Genomic DNA, 23,918 nt, shown 5'->3' on the forward strand with positions numbered 1-23,918 from the left:
ACCAAAAGGGAAGAGAGACACACGCCATGACGGCGCGACCGGAAATGGATGAACGGATTCTGGACCAGGCGATTGCCTGGCAGGCTGCGCTTGAGCAGGACGATGCCGACTGGGACGCCTATCTGGCATGGCTGGAAGCCGACCCGCGCCACCGCGACGCGTTCGATTCCGTTGCCCTGCTGGATGCCGCCATCGCGGACAACAGGAAGCAGATCAGGCCTTTGCTGGCGCCCGACCTGCGCGTTCCGGCCGCTCCCCTTCCCAACCGATGGCGCCCCCGGTTGCTATGGGGCGGCGCCATCGCCGCCAGTCTGGCGATTCTGGTTGCCGGCCCGATCCTTCGATCCAAGGCAGATCCCGTCGTCTACGAAAATAGCGGAACGGCGAATCGCAGCCTGGCTCTGGCGAACGGAACCAGCGTCATACTCGCCCCATCCAGCCGGATCGTCGTAACGGGCAAGGCGGCCGACGCGATCGAGCTGGCGCGCGGCGAAGCCTATTTCGACGTACGCCACGACCCCGGCCGCACGCTGACGGTATCGGCAGGCACCTATCGGATCAGCGACATCGGCACGCGCTTCTCCGTCAATCTGGCAGGCGGGGCGTTCCGTGTCGGCGTCGCCGAGGGCGTGGTGTCGGTCGAGACGCCGGGCATCGCCAAGCCGGTGCGCCTTGACGCCGGGCATCAGCTTGTCGGAGGCAGCGGCGCGCTCACGCTCGCGCCGGTCGATGTCGCGCAGATCGGCAGTTGGCGCAGTGGTCGCCTATCCTATACGGATGCGCCATTGGCCCTCGTCGCGGCGGACATAAGCCGCTATTCCGGCAAGGCGATCATCGTCGATCCGTCCGTGGAGAAGAAACATTTTTCGGGCAGTCTGGTCATCGGCGACGGATCGAAACTGGTCGGCGATCTGGTCGGCGTCATGGGGATCGAAGCGCAATCGGCGGGGGATGCTGTGCGCCTTGGCGCTGTGCGCTGAACCTGCCTTACTGACTTCGACGGCGCAGGCGCGCGAACCGGCCCGATCGGTCGACATACCGGCCGGGTCGCTCAGCAACGCGCTCGATCGATTTTCAGCCGCTACCGGGATCTCGGTCGGACTGCCGGGGGATATGCCGCATGTGATGACGCGACGGGTGGCCGGCAACATGGCCCCCGGCCTGATCCTGCAAGAACTGCTGGCCGGAACCGGCCTGCGCGCCGTGCAGATCAGCGCGACGCTCTATCGCATCGAACGCGCGCCCAAGGCCCGCACGCCCCGCCCCGCGCCTTCGCCCCCACCGCCGCCGGTCGCGCCGCCGCCGGGCACCATCATCGTCACCGCCCAGAAACGGCCGCAGATGCTGCGCGACGTACCGCTGTCCGTTTCGGTCCTTTCCTTCGCGCCGCTCGCCCGGTCGCGCACGCCGTCGAGCCGGGACATCAGCCTCGATCTGGAGGGACTGGCGATGACCAATATGGGTCCGGGGCGCAATCGCCAGTTCATCCGCGGCGTCGCCGACAGCCCGTTCAACGGTCTCAGCCAGCCGACCGTCGCGGTCCAGGTGGACGACGCGCGCGTAACCTTCAACGCGCCAGACCCCGACCTGCGCCTCATCGACGTGGACCGGATCGAGTTGTTGAAGGGACCGCAAGGGCCACTCTACGGCTCGGGCGCGCTGGGGGGCATCTATCATATCGTGACCCGCAAGCCTGACTTCGAAGGCGTATCCGGATCGGCCCGACTGTCAGCCGAAGCGGTGCAGCATGGCCGGCCGGGGACAGGCGCCGAAGCGGTTCTCAACCTGCCGCTGGTGGATGACCGGCTGGCGGTCCGCGCCGTGGGCTATCGTTTCGCCAATGGCGGGTGGATCAGCAACAGCAACGCGAAGCGCGGTAGCAATTCGGCTGAAACGGTGGGGCTGCGCCTCGGCATTCGCTGGCGTCCGACCGATAACTGGACGGTGGACGCGGGATTCGCCTTGCAGGATATCAATTCCCGCGACAGCCAATATGTGACTGCGTCCGACGACACGCTGCGCCGGGGGAACAGCTTTGCGGAGCCCACCGACAATGATTTCAAGCTGTGGCACGGCACCGTCACGGGCGCGATCGGCGCGCTGACGCTGACATCGGCCACCAGCTATGTCGATCATGGCTTCGACTATGTCCTGGATGCCAGCGAAGCGGCCGACGCCTTCGGTTTCACCGGCCCGGTCCGGTTCGAGGATCAGCGACATTATGCCGTTTTCAACCAGGAACTCCGGCTCGCATCGGGCGGCCCGGATCATTGGCTGGTGGGCCTGTCCTATCTTCAGGCGACGACCCGGGGCACCGCGCAGGTCATGAACGACGCCGGCGCCGTGCAGACGGTCGAGACCTATGATCGTCGGGTGATCGAATATGCGGCTTTCGGCGAAGGCACGCTGCGGATCGCGGATCGACTGAAGCTGACATTGGGCGCGCGCCTGTTCCACAGCATCGCACAGGATGGAACGGGCGACGACCCGATGGTCACCCCGGTGCGGATCAGCAAGACCATCCTGTCACCCAGCGCGGCGCTTTCGCTGGACCTGGGCGGGCGCGGCCTCGTCTATCTGCGCTATGCGCGGGCGATGCGGCCAGGCGGACTGGCCCCGGCCGATATGGCTGCGTCGCGTCAGTTCGACGCCGACGAACTGAGCACCATCGACCTTGGGATGCGCAGGTCTTCGCACGACGGGCGCTTTTCGCTGTCCGCCAGCCTCTATCATACAAGGTGGGACGAAATTCAGTCCGACTATCTGCTGGCCAGCGGCCTGGTGTCGACACGCAATGCCGGACGCGGCGCGATCATCGGCGGAGAGATCACGACCGAATGGAGCATCGGCAAGGGCTTTACCCTGTCGGCTGGCGGAAACGCCCAGTCGGCACGGCTAACGCGGGCGTCGGACGGCGGGGAACTGGACGATCGTCGCCTGCCGGTCGCGCCCGCATTGGCCGGACGCATCACTTTGGCGAAGCGCTTCATCCTGCCGAACGAATGGCGCGGACAGGCGGCGGTCCAGGTCAACTATATCGGCAAGGCGCGACTGTCCTTCGATGAGGACCTGGACCGGAACATGGGTCATTACTCCGTGGCGTCAGCCAATGCCGAATTGTCGCGCGATGCATGGACGCTGGGTGTTCGCATGGACAATCTGATGGACGTGCGCGGCGACAGCTTTGCATTCGGAAACCCCTTCTCCATCCGCGCCGCGCCCCAATATACGCCGCTGCGCCCCCGCACGCTCATGCTCTCGGTTGCGCGATCCTGGTAATGGCCCGGCGCGGATTCAGGTCGAACGTCGCGGTATAGCCGACATGATCGGACAACATGCTGCCATCAGGAGCATGGCCGAACGGAACGTCCAGCCGCTCCAGTTCGATATCCGTCGAATGGCCCGGCGTGTAGAATTGCCAGTCCCGCGCCCGCCAATGGGCATAGCGAGCGTCGTCCGACAGAGGCATATGACGCCTAACCGCATCCCCGAATGCGTCGTCAATGTCGCCATTCTGGCTCCAGTCGGTGCGCACATGCGATAGCAAGGCTGCGCGCCGGGGCGCCACGCTCCCGACATTGAAGTCGCCCGCCACGATCAGGGGACGGGCCGGATCGTGCGCCTTGCGGATGAAGTCGGAAAGATAGCGCACCTGCAGGCGATAAGCCTGCAGCGACCGGTCGTCGGCTACCCCCGACGCATGTCTGCTGTTGAGGTGCGTCGTAACGATATCGACGCGATCGGCCCGGCCCGGCAAGCGAAGGCTCACCATCAATGCGCCCTTGTTGGCGAGGCAATCATAGCCTGCACAGGCGAAAGCCGGAAAGGCCATTCTGCGCACGCCGACGATGGGAAAGTCGGACAGCAGTTGAAGCCCGCTGCCGACATATTTGCCCAGCCCCTCCCCGCGCGCCCAGGAGCCGGCCGCCATATAGCGCGCGTCCGTCGCATCGGCGGGTTCCGTACTGCCCATGTCAGCCGATGGCCCTTCGACGACATAGGGATAGCCCGCAGCATGGCCGATGGCCTGCGCCTGCTGCGTAAAGGCTTCCTGGAGCAGTACGACATGCGGTTGCAGCCCCTGCGCCCGCAATGCCCCAAGCTGCCGGGTCATCTGCGCAAACGCGCTGGAACGCCCCCATGCCACCGGCCAGGGCAGACCATGAATATTATAGGTCATGACCGACAATCGCCCATCGAACCCAGGCGAGGGGCGCGGGCCGCGATAGCTGACCGGCAGATCGGGAGCGGCCGCACCGATCGAGGTGGCGAGGATCATCGCCAGGGCAATGTGTCTCTTCATTCGCAAGATCCGTCTCCCGCTTGTCCGCCGTTGGACGGCATCGCGATGCGGCGACCACAGTCCACCCGCACAGGAATTTTCCGGGATCGTCCCGACTGCGGTTGCAGCGGGCGGCGTCGTCTCTGCGAAAACAGGAAAGCGGGCATGATGCAAAATCACCGACAGATTGCAGCGATATTCCTGGCGACGGCCGCTTGCTATCCGGTGACGGCAATGGTGCAGGCAGCCGGACCGCCGATGCGGATGACCGACCTGCTGGTCGCAAGCGCCGCCCGACTGGCGCGCACGGCTGCCCCGCCGGCGCCTGAAGCGCGCCCGCAGCCCCCCTATGCAACGATGCTCAGCCTCGCCGATCGTTTCGATCTCGCCCAGGTCCGGTCCCGCGTCTCCCGTCTGTCGGTCGGTGCGCTGGAGCTATCGCTGTCAGCCACCCGCGCCACAAATGGCGCCTATCAAGGCAGTCGCGGACTCGACAGCGATCGCTGGTCGACGAAGGGCATCGGCCTCTCGGCGGCCATCCCGCTCGTTTCGGACCTCGGTCTGATTATCGGAGCCGACTATGCCCGCATGAGCCGGCGGTTGCAGATTGTCGACGTCAATCCGCGTCGGCTGGCGACCCGGATGGCGCGGGTCGGCATGGCCCTGGCCTTTGGCGACGAAGGCCGTCTGTCGCTCGACTATCTCTCGGTCGCGCGCTCGGCGCGGCAGGACGATCTGACGCGTCTGGCGGAAATGATCGGCGGCGCGCCGCTGACGGGCCATGGCCTGGAACTCGCTTTCGCAACCGCCGCCTCCGCTGCGACGGGGGGAATCGACTGGCGCCTTTCACTGGGCGCGATGCAGCGGCCCGCCGCCGATCTTGGCCTTGTCGACCAGACGGCGCTCCACACCGACCGGCGCGCCATGGCCAGCCTGCGCTTCCACCTATGACCAAGCGCCGCCTGCTGCTGTCCCTTCACGATGTCGGTCCCCGCTTCGAAACCGAAGTCGATCGGCTGGTGGATCATGTGTCGCGCCACGTCGCTCCTGATCATCTGGCCATGCTGGTGGTGCCCAATCATTGGGGCGCCCATCCCCTGATCGCAGGGTCGCCCTTCGCATCGCGCCTGCGCGACTGGTCCGACCGGGGCGTCAGCCTCTTCGCCCATGGCTGGTATCATCGCGACGACAGCCGCCACGCCGGAGCAGCCTCACGGTTCAAGGCCCGCCACATGACGGCGGGCGAAGGCGAGTTTCTGGGTCTCGACCATAGGACCGCGCTGCAACGCATGACCGATGGCCGGGCGCTGATCGAGGATATCAGCGGCAAGCCCGTTGCAGGCTTCGTCGCGCCTGCATGGCTCTATGGTGCGCCGGCGCTTGCGGCGCTGGGGCAGGCCGGCTTCGCGCTGGCGGAGGATCATATGAAGGTCTGGTCGCCCCAGAGCGGCGCCACGCTGGCGCGCGGGCCGGTGATTACCTGGGCCAGCCGCAGCCGGGCGCGCATCGCCTCCTCGCTGGCCGTCGCGCACCTGTTGCCGCCGCTGCTGCATTTTGCGCCAGTGGTTCGGATCGCGGTGCATCCGGGCGACGCCCATGTTCCGTCCCTGATGCGCAGCATCGACGATGCGCTGCGACGGGTGCGGCGCAGCCATGCGCCGGCACGCTATGGCGACCTGCTGACCGCGCCGCCCACGCCATGCGCATATTGACCTTCCTTCACAGTTTCGAACCGGGCGGCGTCGAGCGCGTCGCGTTGCGGCTCGTGCGGGCGTGGCGGGCGCAAGGCGTCGATGCGCCGCTCTTCATGGGACGGACAGACGGCGCGATGCGCGAGGAAATAGCCACCCACCTTGCCTATGACGTGCCGCGGCAACCCTTTGCGACCGGCTGGATCGAGACGCTGTGGATGATCGCGATGCTGCCGCGCGCCATCGTCCGGCTCCGGCCCGATGCGCTCTTCTGCGCGGGGAACAGCTATACGATCGTCGCGCTGGCGATGAAGCTGCTGCTGGGGCGTCGCTGTCCGCCCATCCTGGCGAAGATCAGCAATGATCTGGAGCGCCGGGACATGGTCGCGCCGATACGCTGGCTCTATCACCGATGGCTGCGCCTGCACGGTATTTTCATCGATCATTTCATCGGGATGGAAGAGCCGATGGCAGGCGAAATTGAGGCCGCCATTCCGGCCGCAATCCGGCGCATATCGATCATTCCCGACCCGGCGCTGGACGAAGCGCAGGTGATGCGGCTGCATCATGCCCCCCGGCCGGCGCGCAAGGCCCGGACAGGGGGGCTGCGCTTCGTCGGCGTCGGACGGCTGGCGACCCAGAAGAATGTCGCCCTGATGCTCCGCGGCTTTGCGCGCGGCGCTGCGGCGCTGGACAGCCTGACCATATATGGCGAAGGCCCGGAACGCGCCATGCTCACGGCTTTGTGCAAGGATCTGGGCATCGCGGATCGCGTGGCATGGCCGGGACATGTGCCCGACCCCGCAAGCCGCCTCCCGGAATTCGACGTGTTCCTGCTGTCGTCGGACTATGAAGGCGTGCCCGCCGTCGTCGTGGAAGCCCTGGCCGCCGGGCTGCCGATCATCGCCACCCGGTGCAGCGTCAGCATGACCGCCCTGACCGGCCACGGCGCTCTGGCCCATCTCGTCGACACGGGTGATCTGGACGCATTCAGCGCGGCCATCCGCGATGCAGGCCGCCTGCGTCAGGATCGCGCGGCCAGCCTGGCGCAGGCCCAACGTTTCACCGTCGAACAGGCATCACACGCCTATCTCGCCCGTTTCCAATCCATCCGACGACATGCCCCCGCCTGCCGGAATAATTTCGCCCCCTCCGACTGAGGTGCCCAGCGCCACGCGCCGTCTGAGCGTCCGAAGCAACAATGACGAGATATTTATGACGGACCAGACATCCGCCGGTTCAGTCCTTCGATCCCATCCCCTCTATCAAGAGGTTGCCGCTCCCCTCGCCACCGTCATCGATCCCCAGCCGCTGATCCGCTCAGGCCGCAACTGGACGCTATGGGCGGGGCCGTTGGTGTCGATCCTGATCCTGGCGGTCGCCCTCCATCAGTTCCGCGACCTCGACCGGGCCAGCCTTTGGGCGCTCATGCCCACATCGCCCCTCTTCTGGCTGGCCTTCGTCGCTTATTACACCGCCGGGCCGGTATCGGAATGGGCGATCTTCCGCCGTTTATGGGCCATCCCCATCAGCGGGTTCGGCGCATTGCTGCGCAAGCTGGTCAGTAACGAGATATTGCTCGGCTATCTGGGCGAGGTCTATTTCTATGCCTGGGCGCGGCGCAGCGCCGCCATCAAGGCGGCCCCTTTCGGCGCGCTCAAGGATGTGACGATCCTGTCCGCGCTGGTCGGCAATCTCGTCACGCTGGCGATGCTGGTGATCGCCATCCCCCTGTTCGATGCCCTGCCCATCGGCGCCACCCACTGGGAAATCACGGGGTCCATCCTGTTCGTGCTGGCCACCTCGCTGGCGGCGATGTTGCTGCGCCACAAGCTTTTTGCCCTGCCGCGCGCCGACCTTTGGTTCGTGTCGGCCGTCCATCTGCTGCGCATCGTCGCGACGACCCTGCTGGCGGCCGGCATGTGGCATATCCTGCTGCCGTCAGTGGATGTCGGCACCTGGATATTGCTGGGCACCTTGCGTCAGTTGATTTCCCGCCTGCCGCTATTGCCCAACAAGGATGTCGTCTTTGCCGGCATGGCCGCCTTCCTGATCGGGCGCGACAGCGAGATCGTGTCGGCCATGGCGCTGATGGCAACACTCATCATGGCTGCCCATCTGGTGGTGGGCATCGCGCTGGGCGCCAGCGGCCTGTGGCGCGGGAACCGGGCATGATCGCGCCGTTGCTCCTCTGGGCGGCGGCGACGTCGCTGCCTTCCTCGCCCGATCTGGGCAAGGCGGAAGGCCAGTGCCGCGCGGACGAGCATGGCCCGTCCTTCCTTGTCACCGTCGATGGCATCAAGGATCGCAAGGGCCGGCTCAAGCTGGAGCTGTATCCGGCGAACGACGCCGATTTCCTGGCCGACGACAATATGTTGGTGGCCGCTGGCAAGCCATTCCGGCGCGTCGAAACAGCCGTCCCGGCGTCGGGGCCAATCCAGCTCTGCATCCGTGCGCCGGGACCGGGCGTCTATGCGCTCAGCCTGCTGCACGACCGGGACGCCAATCGCAAATTCGCGCTGTCGGTTGACGGCATCGGTTTTGCCGGCAATCCGAAGCTGGGCATGAGCAAGCCGTCGGCCAGCGCCGCAAGCGCCCGCGCGCTCACCGGGCCGACGCCGATCGCCATCACCCTCAACTATCGCCGCAGTCTGTTTTCCTTCGGCCCCCTGGAGCGTTGATGCCATGCGTATAGTCGATGTCTGCGCCTTCTACGCACCGCAGGGCGGCGGGGTGAAAACCTATGTCGAACGCAAGCTGAAGGCTGGCGCAAAGGCCGGGCATGAGGTCATCATCCTGGCGCCCGGCGAACGCAGCGCGGTCCTGCCGACGGGTGGCGACGGACGGATCGTCCTGCTGCCCGCGCGGCGCTTCCCGCTGGACCGCCGCTATCATTATTTCGATGACGAAGCCTCGCTCCACGCCATGCTGGACGATTTGCAGCCTGATCTGGTCGAGGCGTCTTCCCCATGGTCGAGCGCGGCGATGGTCGGTCGCTGGCGGGGCGATGCGCCCCGCGCGCTGATCATGCATGCCGATCCCCTGTCGGCCTATGCCTATCGCTGGTTCGGCCCGGTCGCGCGACGGGCGACAATCGATCGCGGCTTCGACTGGTATTGGCGGCACCTGCGCAGGCTCGACGCCGCATTCGACCTGATCGTCAGCGCCAATGACAGCCTGTCGGCAAGACTGCGCGACGGTGGCGTCGTCGGCGCACGAACCATAGCCATGGGCGTAGAACCGGGCATATTCTCTCCCACCCTTCGCAACGAAGCCCTGAGACGCCATCTGCTGCAATGCTGCGGTCTTGGTCCCGACAGCCTGTTGCTGATCGGCGCCGGCCGCCATGCGCCGGAGAAACGCTGGCCGCAGGTGATCCAGGCCGTCACGATGGCGGGCTGTCGCCAGTCGGTGGGACTGGTCCTGATCGGCGACGGGCGGGACAGCGCGCGCGTGCGGCGGGCCGCGGCGCATAATCCCCACATCCACCTGCTGGCGCCGACGAGCGATCGCGCGACGCTGGCGACGCTCCTGGCCAGCGCCGATGCCCTCGTCCATGGATGCGAGGCGGAAACCTTCTGCATGGTCGCAGCGGAAGCGCGGGCAAGCGGTCTGCCCGTCATCGTCCCCGACGAAGGCGGCGCCGCGGATCATGCCGCCCCCGGCCTCGGTTTGCGCTATCATGCCGGGCAACCCGCCAGCCTCGCGCAGGCGATCGATCATCTGGCCGTGACCGATCCGATGCTATGGCGGCGACGGGCGAGCGATGCAGCCGCACAGGTCGGCACGATGGACCGTCATTTCGATCGTCTGTTCGCCACCTATGCCGGGCTCGTCGGGAGGCGTCGTCATGCCGCCTGACGCGACCTTGTCGATCGATCCGCCCCATATCCGGCCCGGCACCTGGGCACAAAAGCGGATGCAACGGCGCGTGCGCATAGCGGAGGCGGGCCGCCGCCGCGACAACAGCGCAGGCTATACCCGTCAATGCAGTTGCCGTTGCTGGCCGCTGATGGTGCGGATCATCTGGTGGGCGCTGAGCGATCGGCGTTCATGAAGCGTCCTTGACCGCCGCCATCCAGGAAATTTCTTGGGCAATCGCCTCCATCGGCTTTATCGTCGCGGCATTCCTCTTGCAGAACGGCGGTTTCGTGTCGCGTCCCTCCCTCGGTCGATTCAGGCTGCTGCCGACAATGTTGATGATGACAGGTTGCGCGCATTATGCGCCCGAGCCGCTGATCGATACGCCAGACATATTGGCCGCGCCTGCCGCCGTATCGCTGGTCCGTCCCTATGGACGTGCATCCAGCCCCCCCACACAGGCCATCAATCTGTCTGCGCCGCTCGACGAAGATGCCATTGCCGCTTTGGCGGTGACGGCCAATCCCGACCTCAAGGCGCTGCGTGCGCGCAATGGCGTCAACGACGCTCAGGTCTTCAGCGCGGGATTGATGCCCGATCCGACTTTTTCGCTGGGCATCGATCCGATCCTGTCAGGCGCCGATCCGGTCGCTGGACTTGCATCTGCGCTGGGCCTCGATCTCAATGCCCTGCGAACTCGCGCCGTCGCCCGGCAACAGGCGCTGGCGCAGCAGCGGCAGGCGCGCATGGATCTCGTCTGGGCCGAATGGCAGACGGCGGGACAGGCCCGGCTTCAGGCCGTGCGCATCGCCGCGCTGGAAGCCCAGAGCGTGGTGGCGCGGGACAGCCTTGCGTCGGCGCAGCATCTTCTTGCCCGCTATGGCGCCGCCGCCAGCCGGGGCGACGTGTCGGCCGATCCGCTGCAAGGCGCCCGGATCGCGGCCCTCGATGCGCAACAGGTCGCGCGTCAGGCGGAAAAAGACCTGGCCGTCGCACGGCTCGAACTCAATCGGCTGCTTGGCCTGCCGCCGACCTACCCGCTACGTATCGCGCCCGTCGCCGCCTTTGCGCCGCGACCCGACGCCGATCAATTGTTCGCGCTGGCGCGGCAGGAGCGCTCGGACCTGCGCGCCTTGCGCGAGGGGTATGACGCCCAGGAAGCGGCGCTCCGCAAGGCGATCCTCGATCAGTTTCCGACGCTGGACCTGACCATCAATGGCGGGCGCGACACAGGCCGGAACGTCACGCTGGGACCGGCGATCGGCTTCACCCTGCCGCTGTGGAACCGCAATCGGGGCGGAATCGCCATAGAAAAGGCGACGCGCGCCGCCCTGAAAGCGGAATATGAGGCGCGCCTGTTCCAGACGCGGGCGGAAATCGCAGCGGCCGTCGCCGCACTGGCGATTGCCCGTAGGCAATATACCGATCTCGATGGCGGCCTTGCCGAAGCGACGCGGCAGGCCGAGGCGAGCCGTCGTGCGGCGACACGCGGCGATCTGCCCGATGCCACCGCGCGCGCGGCGGAGCAGATATTGCGGGATCGCCAACTGTTGCGCCTGCACAGCGCGCAGGACATGGCGGAACAGGCCATCGCCCTGGAATTACTGACAGGCGCAACGCGGGAGCAATGGCAGTGAAGACGATCGTGACGGTCATGGCGCTGGCGCTGCTGGCGGCCTGCTCCTCCGCCCCGCAGGAGGACAGCCCGGAGCCGCAGGCTCTGGTCAAGCTGGCCACAGTCGGGCGACAGGCGGTCGGCGAAACCATCCGCCTCTATGGCGTGGCCGACAGCGGCCCCGGCGGGCGGGCCGACCTGTTCGCGCCGATCGAAGCGCGTTTCGTCGCCATCGATGCGCCGGTCGGGTCCGCCGTGCGACAGGGCCAGGCGATCATCCGCCTCGCCCCCGGCCCGACCGCGATGCTCGACATGGCCAAGGCGCGCAGCGATGCGCGGGCCGCCGATGCGGCCTATGCCCGCGCCGTCCGTATGCGCGGCGACGGGCTGATGAGCGACGCCGATGTCGAAACCGCACGCGCCGCAAAGGCCAGCGCCGACGCGACCCTGGACAGCCTGACCGGCCGCAGCCTGATCCTGCGCGCGCCCCGCGCGGGCTATGTCGAATCCATCACCGGGACGCCGGGCGATCTGATCCCGGCAGGCACATCCATCGTCGCGGTCGGCGGCACGGGCGCGATCAGGGCGCACTTCGGAATCGATCCGGCGCTGGTCCGCAATCTGCGCGCAGGCACCGCAATAGCCATTTCGACGGCGGGCAGCGGTCACACCATCCCTGCCCGTCTGTCCGCCGTCGATCCCATGGTCGACCCGCAAACGAAGCTCGCCGCCGCCTATGCCGACCTGCCCGCAGGCGCAGCGCTTCGGCCGGGTGAGGCACTGACCGGCGAGGCGACGATGCAAGGCGCCGGGGACGCGCTGGCCATTCCTTATACCGCGCTGCTCGACGATGCCGGCCAGCCTTTCGTCTTCGTGGTGGTGAAGGGAACGGCCCATCGCCGCGACATCGTGACGGGGCCAAGCGACGGTGCGGCGATTGTCGTGACGAAGGGCCTGTCTCCCGGCGACAAGGTCGTGATCGAGGGCGGGACGGCGCTGGACGACGGGATGAAGGTTCGTCTGCGATGACCGCCCTGCTGGAACGGCACAGCCGATCGATCTGGCTGGCTGTCCTGTTGCTGGCGCTGGGCGGCGTGCTGGCCGCGCGGGCCATGCCGGTCAGCCTGTTCCCCCATATCGACTATCCGCGCGTGGTCGTCACCATCGACGCGGGCGACCGCGATGCGGCGCAAATGGCGGCGGAAATCAGCCGTCCGGTCGAAATCGCGCTGCGCAGCGTCCCCGGCGTCACCCGCGTCCGGTCGACCACCAGCCGGGGTACGGCCGATGTCGCGCTCAATTTCGCCTGGGGCGAAGATATGGTGTCGGCGACGCTGGCGACACAGGGGGCGCTGGCGACCTTGCTGCCCGACCTGCCCGCCGGCACGCGATTCGATGTGCGCCGATCCGATCCCACCATCTTCCCGGTTCTGGGCATCGCGCTGACCTCCCCCTCGCTCGACCAGCAGGCCCTGCGGCAACTGGCCGAACTCAAGGTCCGCCCTGCCCTGACCGCCGTCCAGGGCGTCGCGGCGGTCGATGTGCTGGGCGGCACGCCGCGCGAACTGGCGGTCGATATCGATCCGGCCCGGCTGCGCACCTTCGGCCTCGGCATCACCGACGTCACCGACGCGCTCACCAAATCCAACACGATCCGCGGCGCGGGGCGGATCGAGGACAGGCATCGCCTGTATCTGGTCCTGGTGCAAAGCACGGCGACGTCGGCCGCCGACCTGCTCGCCACGCCGATCCGCGCCGCGACCGGAAACGGCGCGGCGGTCGTCACGCTGCGGCAGGTGGCGACCGTGCATCCAGCGGCGGAACCCGCCTATGTCCGGATCGCTTCCGACGGGCGCAGCGCCGTCCTCATCAACGTCCGGCAGGCGCTGACCGGCGATACGGTGGCGATCGTCAAGGCCGTCGACGCGCGACTGCACGCCCTGGGGCTGCCCGCGACGGTCACGGTAACGCCCTTCTACGACCAGTCCGAACTGGTGACGGGCGCAGCCAATGCCGTGCGCGACGCCATCCTGCTGGGCGCGATCCTCGCTGGCCTGGTGCTGTTCCTGTTCCTGCGATCGGGGCGGCTGATGCTCATCACCGGACTGATGCTGCCCGCCGTCCTCGCCGGCACCTGCCTTCTGCTCTATCCGCTCGGTCTCAGCTTCAACATGATGACGCTGGGCGGCATGGCCGCCGCGGTAGGGCTGGTGGTGGACGATGCGGTCGTCACGCTGGAACATATCATGCGGCGTATGCAGGAAGGGGCAGCGCCCGACGTGCAAAGCCGGCTCGCGGCCGCTGCCGAGATGGGCCGGCCGCTGGTCGGCTCCACCCTGGCGACCATCGTCGTATTCCTGCCATTGAGCTTCATCAGCGGGGTCAGCGGCGGTTTCTTCAAGGCGCTGGCGATCACCATCGTCACTGCGCTCACCCTCTCGCTGCTCTTCTCCCGCTTCGTCATTCCCCTGATCGCCGCACGCTGGCTGCGGCAGAGCGATGCGGAGGCGGCGGAAAAGGCCGATCGCGTCATGCACCGGCTCGACCGCGTCTATACCCGCGCAGGCGACCGCCTGTTTGCGCGCCCCCGTCTGGCCGCCGCCATCATGGGCGGCGTCTTCCTGATCGCCGGCGCCCTGTCCTGGTATCGCCTGCCCTCCGGCTTCATGCCGGTGATGGACGAAGGCGGTTTCGTCCTCGACTATACCGCCAAGCCCGGCTCATCCCTCGCCGATACCGACCGGCTGGTGAAGCAGGTGGAAGCGATCGTGTCTGCAACGCCCGAGGTCGCCAGCTATTCGCGCCGGCTGGGCGTGCAACTGGGCGGCGGACTGACCGAAGCCGATGAAGGCGATTTCTTCGTACGGCTCAAGGATGGTTCGCGCCGCCCGATCGACGCGGTGATGGCCGACATCCGCCGGCAGGTCGAGGCGAAGGTGCCCGGATTGCAGGTCGAACTGGTGCAACTGATGGAAGACCTGATCGGCGACCTGACCGCGGTGCCCCAGCCGATCGAGGTCAAGCTGTTCGGCGACGATGCCACCGCACTGGAGGCGTCCGCCGGGCGTGTGGGCAAAGCGCTGGCGACCATCCCCGGCGTTGTCGAAATCGTCGACGGGCTGCGGGTCACCGGCGACGCCATCTCGGTCAAGATCGATAATGGCCTGGCCGCGCAACAGGGGCTGGACCCCGACCAGGTCGCCAGCCAGATCGAGTCGCTGGTCGGCGGCAGCATCGCCACCAACATCCGCTTCGGCGAACAACTGGTCGCGGTCCGGGTTCGTAGCGCGCAGGATCTGCGCAGCCGCGCGAACCAGATCGCCGACCTGCCATTGACCGCACCCGATGGGCATGGCGTGCGGCTGGGATCGATCGCGCAGGTCGGCATCGATGGCGGGCAGAAGCAACTGACGCGCGAGGATCTCGCCCCCTTCATCGCCGTCACCGCGCGGCTGGAGGGCCGTGACCTCGGATCGGCCATGCAGGCGGTGCAGGCGAAGGTCGCGGGGCTTCACCTCCCCGGTTCGGTGCGCGTCGATTATGGCGGCCTTTATGCCGAACAGCAGAAGAGCTTTGCCGACATGGCGATGGTGTTCGCGGCCGCCTTGCTGCTCAGCGCGCTGCTTCTGACTTATTTGTTCGAAAATCTGGCCTGGACCCTGTCGGCGATGGCGACGGTGCTGCTGGTGGCGGGCGCTGCGCTGCTGGGATTGTGGGTCACCGGCACGGAACTCAACATCTCCGCGCTGATGGGCCTGACCATGGTCGTCGGCATGGTGACCGAACTGGTCATCTTCTACCTCGCGGAGATCGAAAGTGGCGCAAGCGTGACGCTGGCCGCGCTGCGTGAAGCAGGGTCCAAGCGGCTGCGCCCGATCCTGATGTCGGCATTGATCGCGATCCTGACGCTCAGTCCGCTGGCGCTGGGCCTCAGCCGGGGCGCTGGCCTCCAGCAACCGCTGGCCACCGCAATCATATTCGGACTGGTCGCCACCGTGCCGCTGGTGCTGCTGTTCCTGCCTGCAATCCTGCTCTGCTGGCCATCGCGTGGCAAAGTCTGATCTCCTGATTTTCCCGGAGGCGACACGACCCGACTGAGGTGCGGCGGAAATAACATCGTCGTCCTGCCGCGAGCCTCCCGCTCGCGCGGGGGGACAATGTGTGAAGCACTGCATTTCTTTGATCGCCATGACATGCACATCGCTGATGGCGGGAACGGCTCATGCATCCGACAAAGACTGGCGTAACGCCAGCAACATCGGTCGCGACCTGCTGGTCGCCGGCGCGCTGGCCCTGCCGACAGTGCAGGAAGACTGGACCGGCACGCTGCAAGCCGGCGGCAGCATCGGCGCCGCCACCCTGCTGTCGCTGGGCCTGAAGGAACGCTTCCCGGAAATGCGCCCCGACGGCAGCGACCGGAAAAGCTTTCCCTCGTCCCATAGCGCGACGTCCTTCGCCGCGGCGGCCAGCCTGCATAACCGCTATGGCTGGAAGGTCGGCGTTCCCGCGCAACTCGTCGCGGCGTTTGTTGGCCTGGCCCGGGTGAAGGCCGACAAGCATCATTGGTATGATGTCGTCGCCGGCGCGGCCATCGGCGAAGCGTCGGGTTTCCTCATCACGACGCGGCGCGACACCGATGTCCGCATCCTGCCCTGGGGCGACAGCAAGGGTGGCGGCGTCGCCATGGCGATCCGGTTCTAGGCAGGGTGGCTGCCTATAGCCGCGTGGACAGCCCGATCTTGACCGCCATGGGCAGGCCCTGCGCCAGCAGGCTCGACCCGGACGATGCCCAGTAGCGTTTGCCGGTGATATTCTCACCATAGACGCGCACCGTCGTCTGGCTGCCCAGCAGGTCGAAATTGTAGCTCGCGCCGACGTCGAACGTCTCATATCCGGGGACGAAAGCCTGGTTCAGGGCGTTGACGGCACGGCGACCGACATGGAAGACACCGGCCGAAAGCCGCAGCCCGTCGATCATTGGCACCCGATATTCCAGGAACAGCGAGCCGGAGAATTTGGACACATTCTCGATCCGCTTGCCGACCACCGTAGCGTTGCCCGACTTCTGCGCTGCTTCGAGCGACATCGCGCTGGCGGCGATTGACAGGTTCCGCGTCAATTCGCCAACCAGGCTGAATTCGACGCCCTCATAGACGGCCTCTGCGTCCTGAACGAAGAAGTTAGCGCTGTTGAGATAGGCCGAGGGCCGCTTGATGTGGAAATAGGCGGCCGTGAGCAGCAGGCCGTCCATCGGTTCGATCTTGACGCCCGCTTCCTTCTGCTTGCTAATCGCCGCAGGCAGGATTTCGCCGGCATTGTTGGCGATCTGCTGCGCGATCGGTCCCGGTTCCAGCCCCTCGATATAGTTGGCGTAGACGCTGGCCCAGCGCGCGGGCTTCACCATGACGCCATAGGACAGGGTATCGGGTTTGATCTTGTAGGATGTCGTCCGGCTGACATCGCTATAGTCGGTTTTGCGATAGCCGATCGTGGCCTGCAACCATTCGCCGAGCGATGCTCGATCAAAGATGTAAAAGCCCAGATCCTCGACCTTCGAGGGGTTGGGAATGATACGGGGCGGGTTCGGGCGCTGGGGGATCGCGACGGGATTGTAGAGATTTTGCGCGAACGCATAGCGCACCGCCGTCGGCACATTGCCGTCACGCGTGTTGTAGGCGACGCCGATCAGGACATTATGTTCGATGGGTCCTGTACGGAAGGTTCCCGACAGATCGCCACGATAGATGCGCGTCTTATAGTCATTGCCATGCGTCATAGCGACCGTGACGGTGCCATTGCCGGTCGCCAGATCATAGCCGCCGAAAGAGGAATAAGCGCGATCGCGGGTCAGATAAGACTGGCCTGCCGCCAGGGCCAGACGCCAGTTCGAGGCGAAATCATAGTTGAGCCGCGCGAGCAGATTGGTTTCCCATCCCTTGCCCTGCATCCATTCGCCGCCCAGATTCTTGGACGAGGATTGCAGCGGCGGCAAGGCGATGACGCCATTGACCGCAGCCGGCAGGCTGAACTCGGTGGGTTCGGTGATGCTCTTGTAAATATATTCCGCGTCCAGCAGGATTTCGACATTGTCGGCCGGGTTCCAGTCCAGCGCGCCGGTGACGAAACTGCGCTCGCCACGCGTGCGCTTTACGCCTGTTTCGATGAGCGAAGTGCCTGCATTCACCCGCATGCCAACGGTGCCGAACCTGCGGCTGACATCGACGCTTGCGCCGATCGAGCCGTTGCTGTCGCCCTGCACATCGACGCGCGTGATGGGCGCTGCACCGGGTCGTTCGGTAACGAGGTTGATGATCCCTGAAGGCGTCGCGAACCCATAATAGAGACCAGCTGCGCCCTTCAGCACCTCGATACGATCCTTGCTCTCGATCGGCTGCTCGATCAGGTTCACCACCGGCAGGATGCCGTTCCACCGGACATTGGTGAAATTGTTGAGGATGATGCCGCGAACGGCCAGGTTGCTATAGATGGTGGAATTGATCTGCGCTTGCGTGACGCCGGGCGTATTGCGCACCGCGTCGAGAATGGAGCGCGCCTGCTGGGCTTCGAGCAGCTCCTTGGTCATGATCGCCACAGTGAGCGGCGTATCCATGATCCTGGAATCGCGGAACGTGCCCGCCTGGACATAATCGGCGCTGAAGCTGTCGTTCCGGTCCGCGGTAACAACGATATCATTCGCGCCCTGCACAGGCTCGGGGGTTTGCGCCTGCGCCTGGACCGCCATCATCGTCGCCATGACGGCGAGACTTGCCGCCCGTTTCATCGCCTTGCACGATCCTGCAATATGCCCATCAAACGCCATCTTCCTCTCCCCATCATCAATCGGCCGCGCCAATAAGCAGGAGCTTTAACTAATGCAAATCATTTGCATCTTTTTTGGCAAGATGGACAATTGGTATAGTTGCGGAGATCAGGGTTCCACCACGCTCCGATAAAGACATAGCCAGTTTCCCTGATGGCGAGTCTCCATGCACCGCATTTCCTTTCTCTGCGTCCTGCTGCTGCTCCCGGCGTGCGGTGAAAAGGGTAAGACGCCTGCTGCGGCTCCGGCCAAAACAGAGGTGATCGCCCATGAAACCGAACTGCTCGGACTTACGCTGACGCCGCAAGCCGTCCAGCGTCTGGGCATCGCCACGATAACCGTCGGCACTGGCCGGACCGGCATGATCCGCGAGACGAGCGGCGAGATCGTCGTGCCCAATGGCGCGGGCGGCGTGCCGACCGGATCGCTCAGCAACCTCGCCCAGATCGGCGCAGCGCAGGCGACCGCCGATGGCGAGGTCGCGCGAACCCGCGCGCAGGCCCGCCTCGCGCGCATTGCGCTGGACCGGGCGAGCCAACTGGTCGCGGAGGAAGCGGGCAGCGTCCGCGCGCGCGACGAGGCGACCGCGGCGCTCGCCACCGCGCAGGCGCAGGCGCATGTCGCCCTTGAACAACGGCGATTGCTCGGCCCCTCTGTCGCCACGCTTGGTCGCCAATCGACGCTATGGGTGCGGGCATCGGTATCGGGCACGGACGTGACGGCGATCAGCCGGTTTGCCCCGGCGTCGGTCCGCGCCTTGGGCGGGACCGACGCCGGCCAACCAGCGCGACCAGTCCAAGCTCCGCCTTCGGCCAATGCCGCCGCCGGTACGATCGACCTCTATTATGCCATCGACAATCGCGACCACAGGTGGCGCGTGGGCCAGCGGGCGGCCGTGCAATTGCCAATGGGGCGGATGCAGCAAGGGTTGACGGTGCCCGCTTCCGCGGTCGTGCGCGACATTTATGGCGGGGAATGGGTCTATGCCCAGACCGCGCCCAACCATTATGTGCGCCAGCGGGTGGAGATCGCATCGACCGGAACGGATGGCGTGATCCTGGCGCGCGGGCTTGAACCCGGTATGCGTGTCGTCACCACAGGCGCGATGGAATTGTTCGGCACCGAATTCGGGGTCGCACACTGATGCTGGCATGGCTCGTTCGCGCCGCGCTGACCCAGCGTGTGCTGGTGCTGGCGCTGGCGGCCCTGCTGGTCGTGCTGGGGCTGCGCGCCTCGACCAGCGTCCCGCTCGACGTCTTTCCCGAATTCGCGCCACCGATGGTGGAGATCCAGACCGAAGCGCCCGGCCTGTCCACCGAGGAGGTGGAAAGCCTGATCACCGTGCCGATCGAGACGCAGGTGAACGGCATCCCGCACCTCGCCACGCTGCGGTCCAAGTCGGTGCTGGGCCTGTCGTCTGTCGTGATCCTGCTCGATCGCGGCGCCGACGTCATGCGCGCGCGACAAATGGTGCAGGAGCGGGTTGCGCAGGTGCAGGGACGGCTGCCCACCGCCGCCCGGCCGCCGGTGATGCTGCCGCCGCTATCCTCCACCAGCCGGGCGATGAAGATCGGCATTTCGTCCAGAAAGCTGGACCAGATGCAGCTCTCCGAACTGGTGCGCTGGACCATCCGGCCGCGCCTGATGGCGGTGCCGGGCGTCGCCAATGTGGCCATGTGGGGGATGCGGGACCGGCAGTTGCAGATACTGGTCGATCCCGACAAGCTCCGCGCCGCAGGCGTGACGCTGAACGAACTGCGCGCGGCGGCGGGTGACGCCGTGCTGGTCGGCGGCGGCGGCTTCGTCGACACCGCCAACCAGCGCATGGCGGTGCAACAGCCCGGCGCGATCCAGACCCCCGACGATCTGGCCCGCACCGTCATCAAGCTGGCGGGCGACGCGCCGGTGCGGATCGGCGATGTCGCGCGCGTGACCGAAGGATTCGCCGCGCCGATCGGCAACGCCATCATCGACGACGGCCCCGGCATCATGCTGATCGTGGAAAAACAGCCGACCGGCAACACGCTGGACCTGACTCGCGCGGTCGAGGCGGCGCTGGAAGAAATCAAGCCGGGCCTGAAGGACGTGAGGATCGACAGCACGATCTTCCGCCCCGCCACCTTCATCGAACGGTCGATCGACAATCTCACCCGTGCGCTGGCGATCGGCTGCTTCCTCGTCGCGGTCGTGCTGTTCCTCTTCACCCGCGACTGGCGGCAGGCGACGATCAGCCTGGTCGCGATCCCCTTGTCCTTGCTCGGCGCGGGCCTCGTCCTGTTGTGGAGCGGGGCGACGATCAACACGATGGTCATCGCCGGCCTCGTCATCGCGCTGGGCGAAGTGGTGGACGATGCGATCATCGACGTCGAGAATATCGCCCGCCGCCTGCGGCTGAACCGGGAGGCGGACCATCCCCGCTCCGCCTTCGACGTGGTGCTGGGGGCTTCGCTGGAGGTGCGGTCGGCGGTCGTCTTCGCCTCGCTGATCGTGATGCTGGTGTTCCTGCCGATCTTCTTCCTCGGCGGCGTGGCCGGCACCTTCTTCCAGCCGCTGGCCATCGCCTATGTGCTGGCAATCGGTGCATCGCTGCTGGTGGCGCTGGTCGTGACGCCCGCCATGTGCCTGCTCCTGCTGCCCAACGCACCGCGCAAGGCGGAGCGGGATACGCGCTTCGTGGCCGCCCTCAAGCGCCGCTATGCGACCGCCCTGCCCCGCCTGATCGCCGCGCCGCGCGCGGTGATGGCGGTGGTGGCCGGGGGGCTGCTGCTGGCGGGGATCGGCTATGCGAACTTCAAGGACCAGTTCCTGCCCGATTTCCGCGAAACCGATTTCCTGATGCACTGGCTGGAAAAGCCCGGCGCCTCGATCGAGGCGATGGACCGGATCACCATCAAGGTGTCGAAAGAATTGCGGGCGATTCCGGGCGTGCGCAATTTCGGCGCGCATATCGGCCGCGCCGAAGCCGCCGACGAAGTGGTCGGGCCGAACTTCACCGAATTGTGGATCAGTCTGGACGAAAGCGCCGACTATGACGGCAGCGTGGCCAAGATCAAGGAAGTCATCGAGGGCTATCCCGGCCTGTTCCGCGACGTCCTCACCTATCTGCGCGAACGGATCAAGGAAGTGCTGTCGGGCGCGGGCGCGACGGTCGTCATACGCATCTTCGGCCCAGACCAGACCGAGTTGCGCGCTGCGGCCGACCGGTTGAAGGCCAAGGTCGCGGGCATAGACGGCGTGGCCGACCTCAAGGTCGAATCCCAGGTGCTGGTGCCGCAAATCCAGATCCGTCCCCGCCCCGCCGACATGGCGACGCTGGGCCTGACCCCCGGCGAGGTCCGTCGTCAGGCGCAAAGCCTGATCGCAGGGCAGAAGCTGGGCGAAATCTATCGCGATCAGAAAGCCTTCGACGTCGCGATCTGGGGCGAACCGGCAATCCGGGGCGACCTCCATGCCCTGCAAGAGCTGATGATCCAGACGCCGACGGGCGCGCCGGTGCGGCTGCGCGATGTCGCCGACGTGCGCATCCAGCCCGCGCCTAATGAGGTCAAGCGCGAGAACGGCCAGCGCCGGCTGGACGTGACGCTCAATGTCAGCGGTTCGGACCTGGGCACCGTGGCGCGCGCCGTGGAGCAGGCCGTCGCGCAGACGCCGTTCGCGCAGGGCTATCATGCCAAGGTACTGGGCGAATATGCCGCATTGAAGGAATCGCGCCAGCGGCTCTGGACGACCGGCCTGCTGTGCCTGATCGGCATATTGATCCTGGTCTCGCTGGAGTTCCGGTCCGGCCGGCTCACCGCGCTCGTCGCGGTGAGCCTGCCCTTTGCGCTGGTGGGCGGCGTGATCGCAGTGGCGCTCACCGGCGGCCTGTTGTCGCTCGGCTCGCTGGTGGGTTTCGTGACCGTTATCGGCATCGCCGCGCGCAACGGCATCATGCTGCTGTCCCATTATCATCATCTGCGGGTGCATGAAGGCGAACCGTTCGGCCCCGCCCTGATCCTGCGCGGGGCGGAGGAGCGGCTGGTGCCGATCCTGATGACGGCCGCCTGCGCGGGCCTCGCGCTGGTGCCGCTGATCGTGGCGGGCAATGCACCGGGGCATGAGATCGAACATCCGATGGCGATCGTGATCCTGGGCGGGCTGGTGTCCTCCACCCTGCTCAACCTGTTTCTGATGCCCGCCCTTTATGCCCGTTTCGGCGAGGATGCGCAGGGACCGAACGAACCGGGCACGGCAGCGACGGGAGACGCGGCATGATCCGCCGTTTCAGCGCATTGGCCGCGCTGCTCGCTGGCGGCTGCATGGCCGCATCGCCCCCGCCCGCCCTCGTCGCGCCGCCAACGGCGAACGCCCCGTTCACCAGCCGGGCCGCCACGTCGATCGCGCCGGTGCCCGACCAATGGTGGCGCCTGTTCGACGATGCCCAGCTCGATGCGCTGGTGCAGGCGAGCCTTGCCGCCAATGCCGATCTGCGCGTCGCCTACGCCAATCTCGACGCGGCCCGCGCCGCCATCCGGCAGGCCGACGCCGCACGGCTGCCCCAGCCGATCATCGAAAGCAGCCTGGGCCTCGACAATCCATCCGGCCAGCCAAGCGCGGCCAATGTCTCCGCCAGCGATTATGACGCCGCCGCGACGATCAGCTGGGACGTCGATCTGTTCGGACGGCTGCGGTCCGGCGCGCTCGCGGCGCGCGCCGATGCGGACGCACAGGCCGCCGCGCTGGACGGTGTTCGCGTCGCCGTCGCGGCCGACACGGTGCTGGCCTATGTCGACCTGTGCGGCGCCATCCAAAACGGCCGGATCGCGCGCGAGATCGTAGCGGCGCAGGCGCGCGCCCTCCAGGGCGTGCAGGACCAATATCGCGCCGGAGAACTCTCTGCGCTGGAAGTCTCGCAAGCGGCCAGCCTGCTCGCCTCTTCCCGCGCGACGCTGCCGTCCTTCGACGCCGCGCGCGACGGCGCGCGCTATCGCCTCGCCACGCTTCAGGGACTGCCGCCGACCGATCCGCACATCGCCGCTATCACCTGCGCGGCGCCGCCCCGGCTGAAGGACGCCGCCCCGGTCGGCGATGGCGCGGCGCTGTTGCTGCGCCGCCCCGACATTCGCGAGGCGGAACGCAAGCTGGCATCCGCCACCGCCGGAATCGGCGTCGCCCGCGCGGAGCTCTATCCCAAGGTCAATCTGGGCGGCGCGATCGGCCTGCTGTCCGGCGGCTTCGCCGCGACCGCATCGCCACTCCTGTCCTGGGCTTTCCCCAATCAGGGGCCAGCGCGCGCCAGGATCGCCCAGGCCCAGGCCAAGGAGCGCGGCGCACTGGCCGGTTGGGACAGCGCCATCTTGCGGGCGCTGCGCGACGTGGAAAGCGCGCTGGCCGCCACGCAGGCCGAAGCGCAGCGCAATGCCGCCCTGACCGGGGCGACCGAGGAAGCCGCGCTCTATGCCCGCCGCACGGCGTCACGCGCGCGGCTGGGCGACGTGTCGCCGCTGCTCGTCATCGACGCAGAGCGCACGCGGGCGACCGCCGCACTGGCCCGTGCGCAATCCGACCTGCTGCTTGGCCAATCCTATGTCGCGCTCTTCCGGGCGTTGGGCGGCGGCTGGCAGAACGCGCCGCAGCCACTCGATCCCGCCCGCCCGATCGGTTAGGACG

Annotated in this window: 18 protein-coding genes; 16 read left to right on the forward strand and 2 right to left on the reverse strand. The window is 66.8% G+C overall.

The features are described from left to right. The first annotated feature begins 26 nt into the window (after positions 1-26). The gene (locus K9B33_RS05090; protein WP_224547161.1) at positions 27-980 is read left to right on the forward strand and encodes a FecR family protein; all 954 of its coding nucleotides are present in this window, start codon (positions 27-29) and stop codon (positions 978-980) included. Further along, a complete protein-coding gene (locus K9B33_RS05095; RefSeq protein WP_224547162.1) occupies positions 964-3,279 on the forward strand; it encodes a TonB-dependent receptor in 2,316 nt (771 codons plus the stop codon). Before K9B33_RS05090 ends, K9B33_RS05095 begins: the two co-directional genes overlap by 17 nt. Here the strand turns inward: K9B33_RS05095 and K9B33_RS05100 are convergent. Beyond that, a complete protein-coding gene (locus K9B33_RS05100) occupies positions 3,251-4,303 on the reverse strand; it encodes an endonuclease/exonuclease/phosphatase family protein (protein ID WP_224547164.1) in 1,053 nt (350 codons plus the stop codon). The two genes, K9B33_RS05095 and K9B33_RS05100, sit on opposite strands and share 29 nt — an antisense overlap. A gap of 144 nt (positions 4,304-4,447) precedes the next feature. Between K9B33_RS05100 and K9B33_RS05105 the strand changes: the two genes are divergently transcribed. The 11 genes from K9B33_RS05105 (at position 4,448) to K9B33_RS05155 (ending at position 16,150) form a co-directional block, all read left to right on the forward strand. After that, on the forward strand, positions 4,448-5,233 hold the full coding sequence (locus K9B33_RS05105; RefSeq protein WP_224547167.1) for a hypothetical protein: 786 nt from the start codon (positions 4,448-4,450) through the stop codon (positions 5,231-5,233). Next, complete coding sequence (locus K9B33_RS05110; protein ID WP_224547168.1) at positions 5,230-5,994, forward strand: DUF2334 domain-containing protein; 765 nt, start codon at positions 5,230-5,232, stop codon at positions 5,992-5,994. Before K9B33_RS05105 ends, K9B33_RS05110 begins: the two co-directional genes overlap by 4 nt. After that, the gene (locus K9B33_RS05115) at positions 5,982-7,133 is read left to right on the forward strand and encodes a glycosyltransferase (protein WP_224547170.1); all 1,152 of its coding nucleotides are present in this window, start codon (positions 5,982-5,984) and stop codon (positions 7,131-7,133) included. Before K9B33_RS05110 ends, K9B33_RS05115 begins: the two co-directional genes overlap by 13 nt. Before the next feature lie 55 nt (positions 7,134-7,188). Continuing rightward, complete coding sequence (locus K9B33_RS05120; protein ID WP_224547172.1) at positions 7,189-8,148, forward strand: hypothetical protein; 960 nt, start codon at positions 7,189-7,191, stop codon at positions 8,146-8,148. Continuing rightward, a complete protein-coding gene (locus K9B33_RS05125) occupies positions 8,145-8,654 on the forward strand; it encodes a DUF2141 domain-containing protein (RefSeq protein ID WP_224547173.1) in 510 nt (169 codons plus the stop codon). Before K9B33_RS05120 ends, K9B33_RS05125 begins: the two co-directional genes overlap by 4 nt. 4 nt (positions 8,655-8,658) lie before the next feature. Next, positions 8,659-9,834 (forward strand): glycosyltransferase, encoded by a 1,176-nt coding sequence (locus tag K9B33_RS05130; protein WP_224547174.1) that lies wholly within the window; start codon positions 8,659-8,661, stop codon positions 9,832-9,834. Further along, entirely contained in the window at positions 9,824-10,030 is a 207-nt protein-coding gene (locus K9B33_RS05135; RefSeq protein WP_224547175.1) for a hypothetical protein, read from the forward strand. The genes K9B33_RS05130 and K9B33_RS05135 overlap by 11 nt, the downstream gene beginning before the upstream one ends. A 136-nt stretch (positions 10,031-10,166) precedes the next feature. Next, positions 10,167-11,471: a TolC family protein gene (locus K9B33_RS05140; protein WP_224547176.1), complete on the forward strand. Its 1,305-nt coding sequence runs from the start codon at positions 10,167-10,169 to the stop codon at positions 11,469-11,471. Then, on the forward strand, positions 11,462-12,478 hold the full coding sequence (locus tag K9B33_RS05145; protein ID WP_224547177.1) for an efflux RND transporter periplasmic adaptor subunit: 1,017 nt from the start codon (positions 11,462-11,464) through the stop codon (positions 12,476-12,478). Before K9B33_RS05140 ends, K9B33_RS05145 begins: the two co-directional genes overlap by 10 nt. Further along, positions 12,475-15,510 carry an efflux RND transporter permease subunit gene (locus K9B33_RS05150; RefSeq protein WP_224547178.1) on the forward strand — a complete coding sequence of 1,012 codons (3,036 nt, stop codon included), beginning with the start codon at positions 12,475-12,477 and terminating at the stop codon, positions 15,508-15,510. Before K9B33_RS05145 ends, K9B33_RS05150 begins: the two co-directional genes overlap by 4 nt. Before the next feature lie 127 nt (positions 15,511-15,637). Beyond that, the gene (locus tag K9B33_RS05155) at positions 15,638-16,150 is read left to right on the forward strand and encodes a phosphatase PAP2 family protein (RefSeq protein ID WP_224547179.1); all 513 of its coding nucleotides are present in this window, start codon (positions 15,638-15,640) and stop codon (positions 16,148-16,150) included. A 13-nt stretch (positions 16,151-16,163) separates the two neighbouring features. On the opposite strand, the gene K9B33_RS05160 is transcribed toward K9B33_RS05155, so the two are convergent. After that, positions 16,164-18,230, reverse strand: a complete 2,067-nt coding sequence (locus K9B33_RS05160) for a TonB-dependent siderophore receptor (RefSeq protein WP_224547180.1) — start codon at positions 18,228-18,230, stop codon at positions 16,164-16,166. 205 nt (positions 18,231-18,435) lie between these two features. Here K9B33_RS05160 and K9B33_RS05165 point away from each other — a divergent pair, with 205 nt between their 5' ends. The 3 genes from K9B33_RS05165 to K9B33_RS05175 are packed head-to-tail and all read left to right on the forward strand — an operon-like array spanning position 18,436 to position 23,914. Further along, on the forward strand, positions 18,436-19,413 hold the full coding sequence (locus tag K9B33_RS05165) for an efflux RND transporter periplasmic adaptor subunit (RefSeq protein ID WP_224547181.1): 978 nt from the start codon (positions 18,436-18,438) through the stop codon (positions 19,411-19,413). Then, entirely contained in the window at positions 19,413-22,523 is a 3,111-nt protein-coding gene (locus tag K9B33_RS05170; protein WP_224547182.1) for an efflux RND transporter permease subunit, read from the forward strand. Before K9B33_RS05165 ends, K9B33_RS05170 begins: the two co-directional genes overlap by 1 nt. Beyond that, positions 22,520-23,914, forward strand: a complete 1,395-nt coding sequence (locus K9B33_RS05175; protein ID WP_224547183.1) for an efflux transporter outer membrane subunit — start codon at positions 22,520-22,522, stop codon at positions 23,912-23,914. Before K9B33_RS05170 ends, K9B33_RS05175 begins: the two co-directional genes overlap by 4 nt. The last annotated feature ends 4 nt before the right edge of the window (positions 23,915-23,918 follow it).

The organism is Sphingobium sp. 3R8 (assembly GCF_020166615.1).
GTDB classification, from domain to species: domain Bacteria; phylum Pseudomonadota; class Alphaproteobacteria; order Sphingomonadales; family Sphingomonadaceae; genus Sphingobium; species Sphingobium bisphenolicum.

Bases quoted from the DNA above. Each gene is read 5' to 3' on its own strand.
- K9B33_RS05090 (WP_224547161.1), top strand. From the start codon at position 27: ATGACGGCGCGACCGGAAATGGATGAACGGATTCTGGACCAGGCGATT.
- K9B33_RS05100 (WP_224547164.1), bottom strand. From the start codon at position 4,303: ATGAAGAGACACATTGCCCTGGCGATGATCCTCGCCACCTCGATCGGT.
- K9B33_RS05105 (WP_224547167.1), top strand. From the start codon at position 4,448: ATGATGCAAAATCACCGACAGATTGCAGCGATATTCCTGGCGACGGCC.
- K9B33_RS05110 (WP_224547168.1), top strand. From the start codon at position 5,230: ATGACCAAGCGCCGCCTGCTGCTGTCCCTTCACGATGTCGGTCCCCGC.
- K9B33_RS05115 (WP_224547170.1), top strand. From the start codon at position 5,982: ATGCGCATATTGACCTTCCTTCACAGTTTCGAACCGGGCGGCGTCGAG.
- K9B33_RS05120 (WP_224547172.1), top strand. From the start codon at position 7,189: ATGACGGACCAGACATCCGCCGGTTCAGTCCTTCGATCCCATCCCCTC.
- K9B33_RS05125 (WP_224547173.1), top strand. From the start codon at position 8,145: ATGATCGCGCCGTTGCTCCTCTGGGCGGCGGCGACGTCGCTGCCTTCC.
- K9B33_RS05130 (WP_224547174.1), top strand. From the start codon at position 8,659: ATGCGTATAGTCGATGTCTGCGCCTTCTACGCACCGCAGGGCGGCGGG.
- K9B33_RS05135 (WP_224547175.1), top strand. From the start codon at position 9,824: ATGCCGCCTGACGCGACCTTGTCGATCGATCCGCCCCATATCCGGCCC.
- K9B33_RS05140 (WP_224547176.1), top strand. From the start codon at position 10,167: ATGTTGATGATGACAGGTTGCGCGCATTATGCGCCCGAGCCGCTGATC.
- K9B33_RS05145 (WP_224547177.1), top strand. From the start codon at position 11,462: ATGGCAGTGAAGACGATCGTGACGGTCATGGCGCTGGCGCTGCTGGCG.
- K9B33_RS05150 (WP_224547178.1), top strand. From the start codon at position 12,475: ATGACCGCCCTGCTGGAACGGCACAGCCGATCGATCTGGCTGGCTGTC.
- K9B33_RS05155 (WP_224547179.1), top strand. From the start codon at position 15,638: ATGACATGCACATCGCTGATGGCGGGAACGGCTCATGCATCCGACAAA.
- K9B33_RS05160 (WP_224547180.1), bottom strand. From the start codon at position 18,230: ATGAAACGGGCGGCAAGTCTCGCCGTCATGGCGACGATGATGGCGGTC.
- K9B33_RS05165 (WP_224547181.1), top strand. From the start codon at position 18,436: ATGCACCGCATTTCCTTTCTCTGCGTCCTGCTGCTGCTCCCGGCGTGC.
- K9B33_RS05170 (WP_224547182.1), top strand. From the start codon at position 19,413: ATGCTGGCATGGCTCGTTCGCGCCGCGCTGACCCAGCGTGTGCTGGTG.
- K9B33_RS05175 (WP_224547183.1), top strand. From the start codon at position 22,520: ATGATCCGCCGTTTCAGCGCATTGGCCGCGCTGCTCGCTGGCGGCTGC.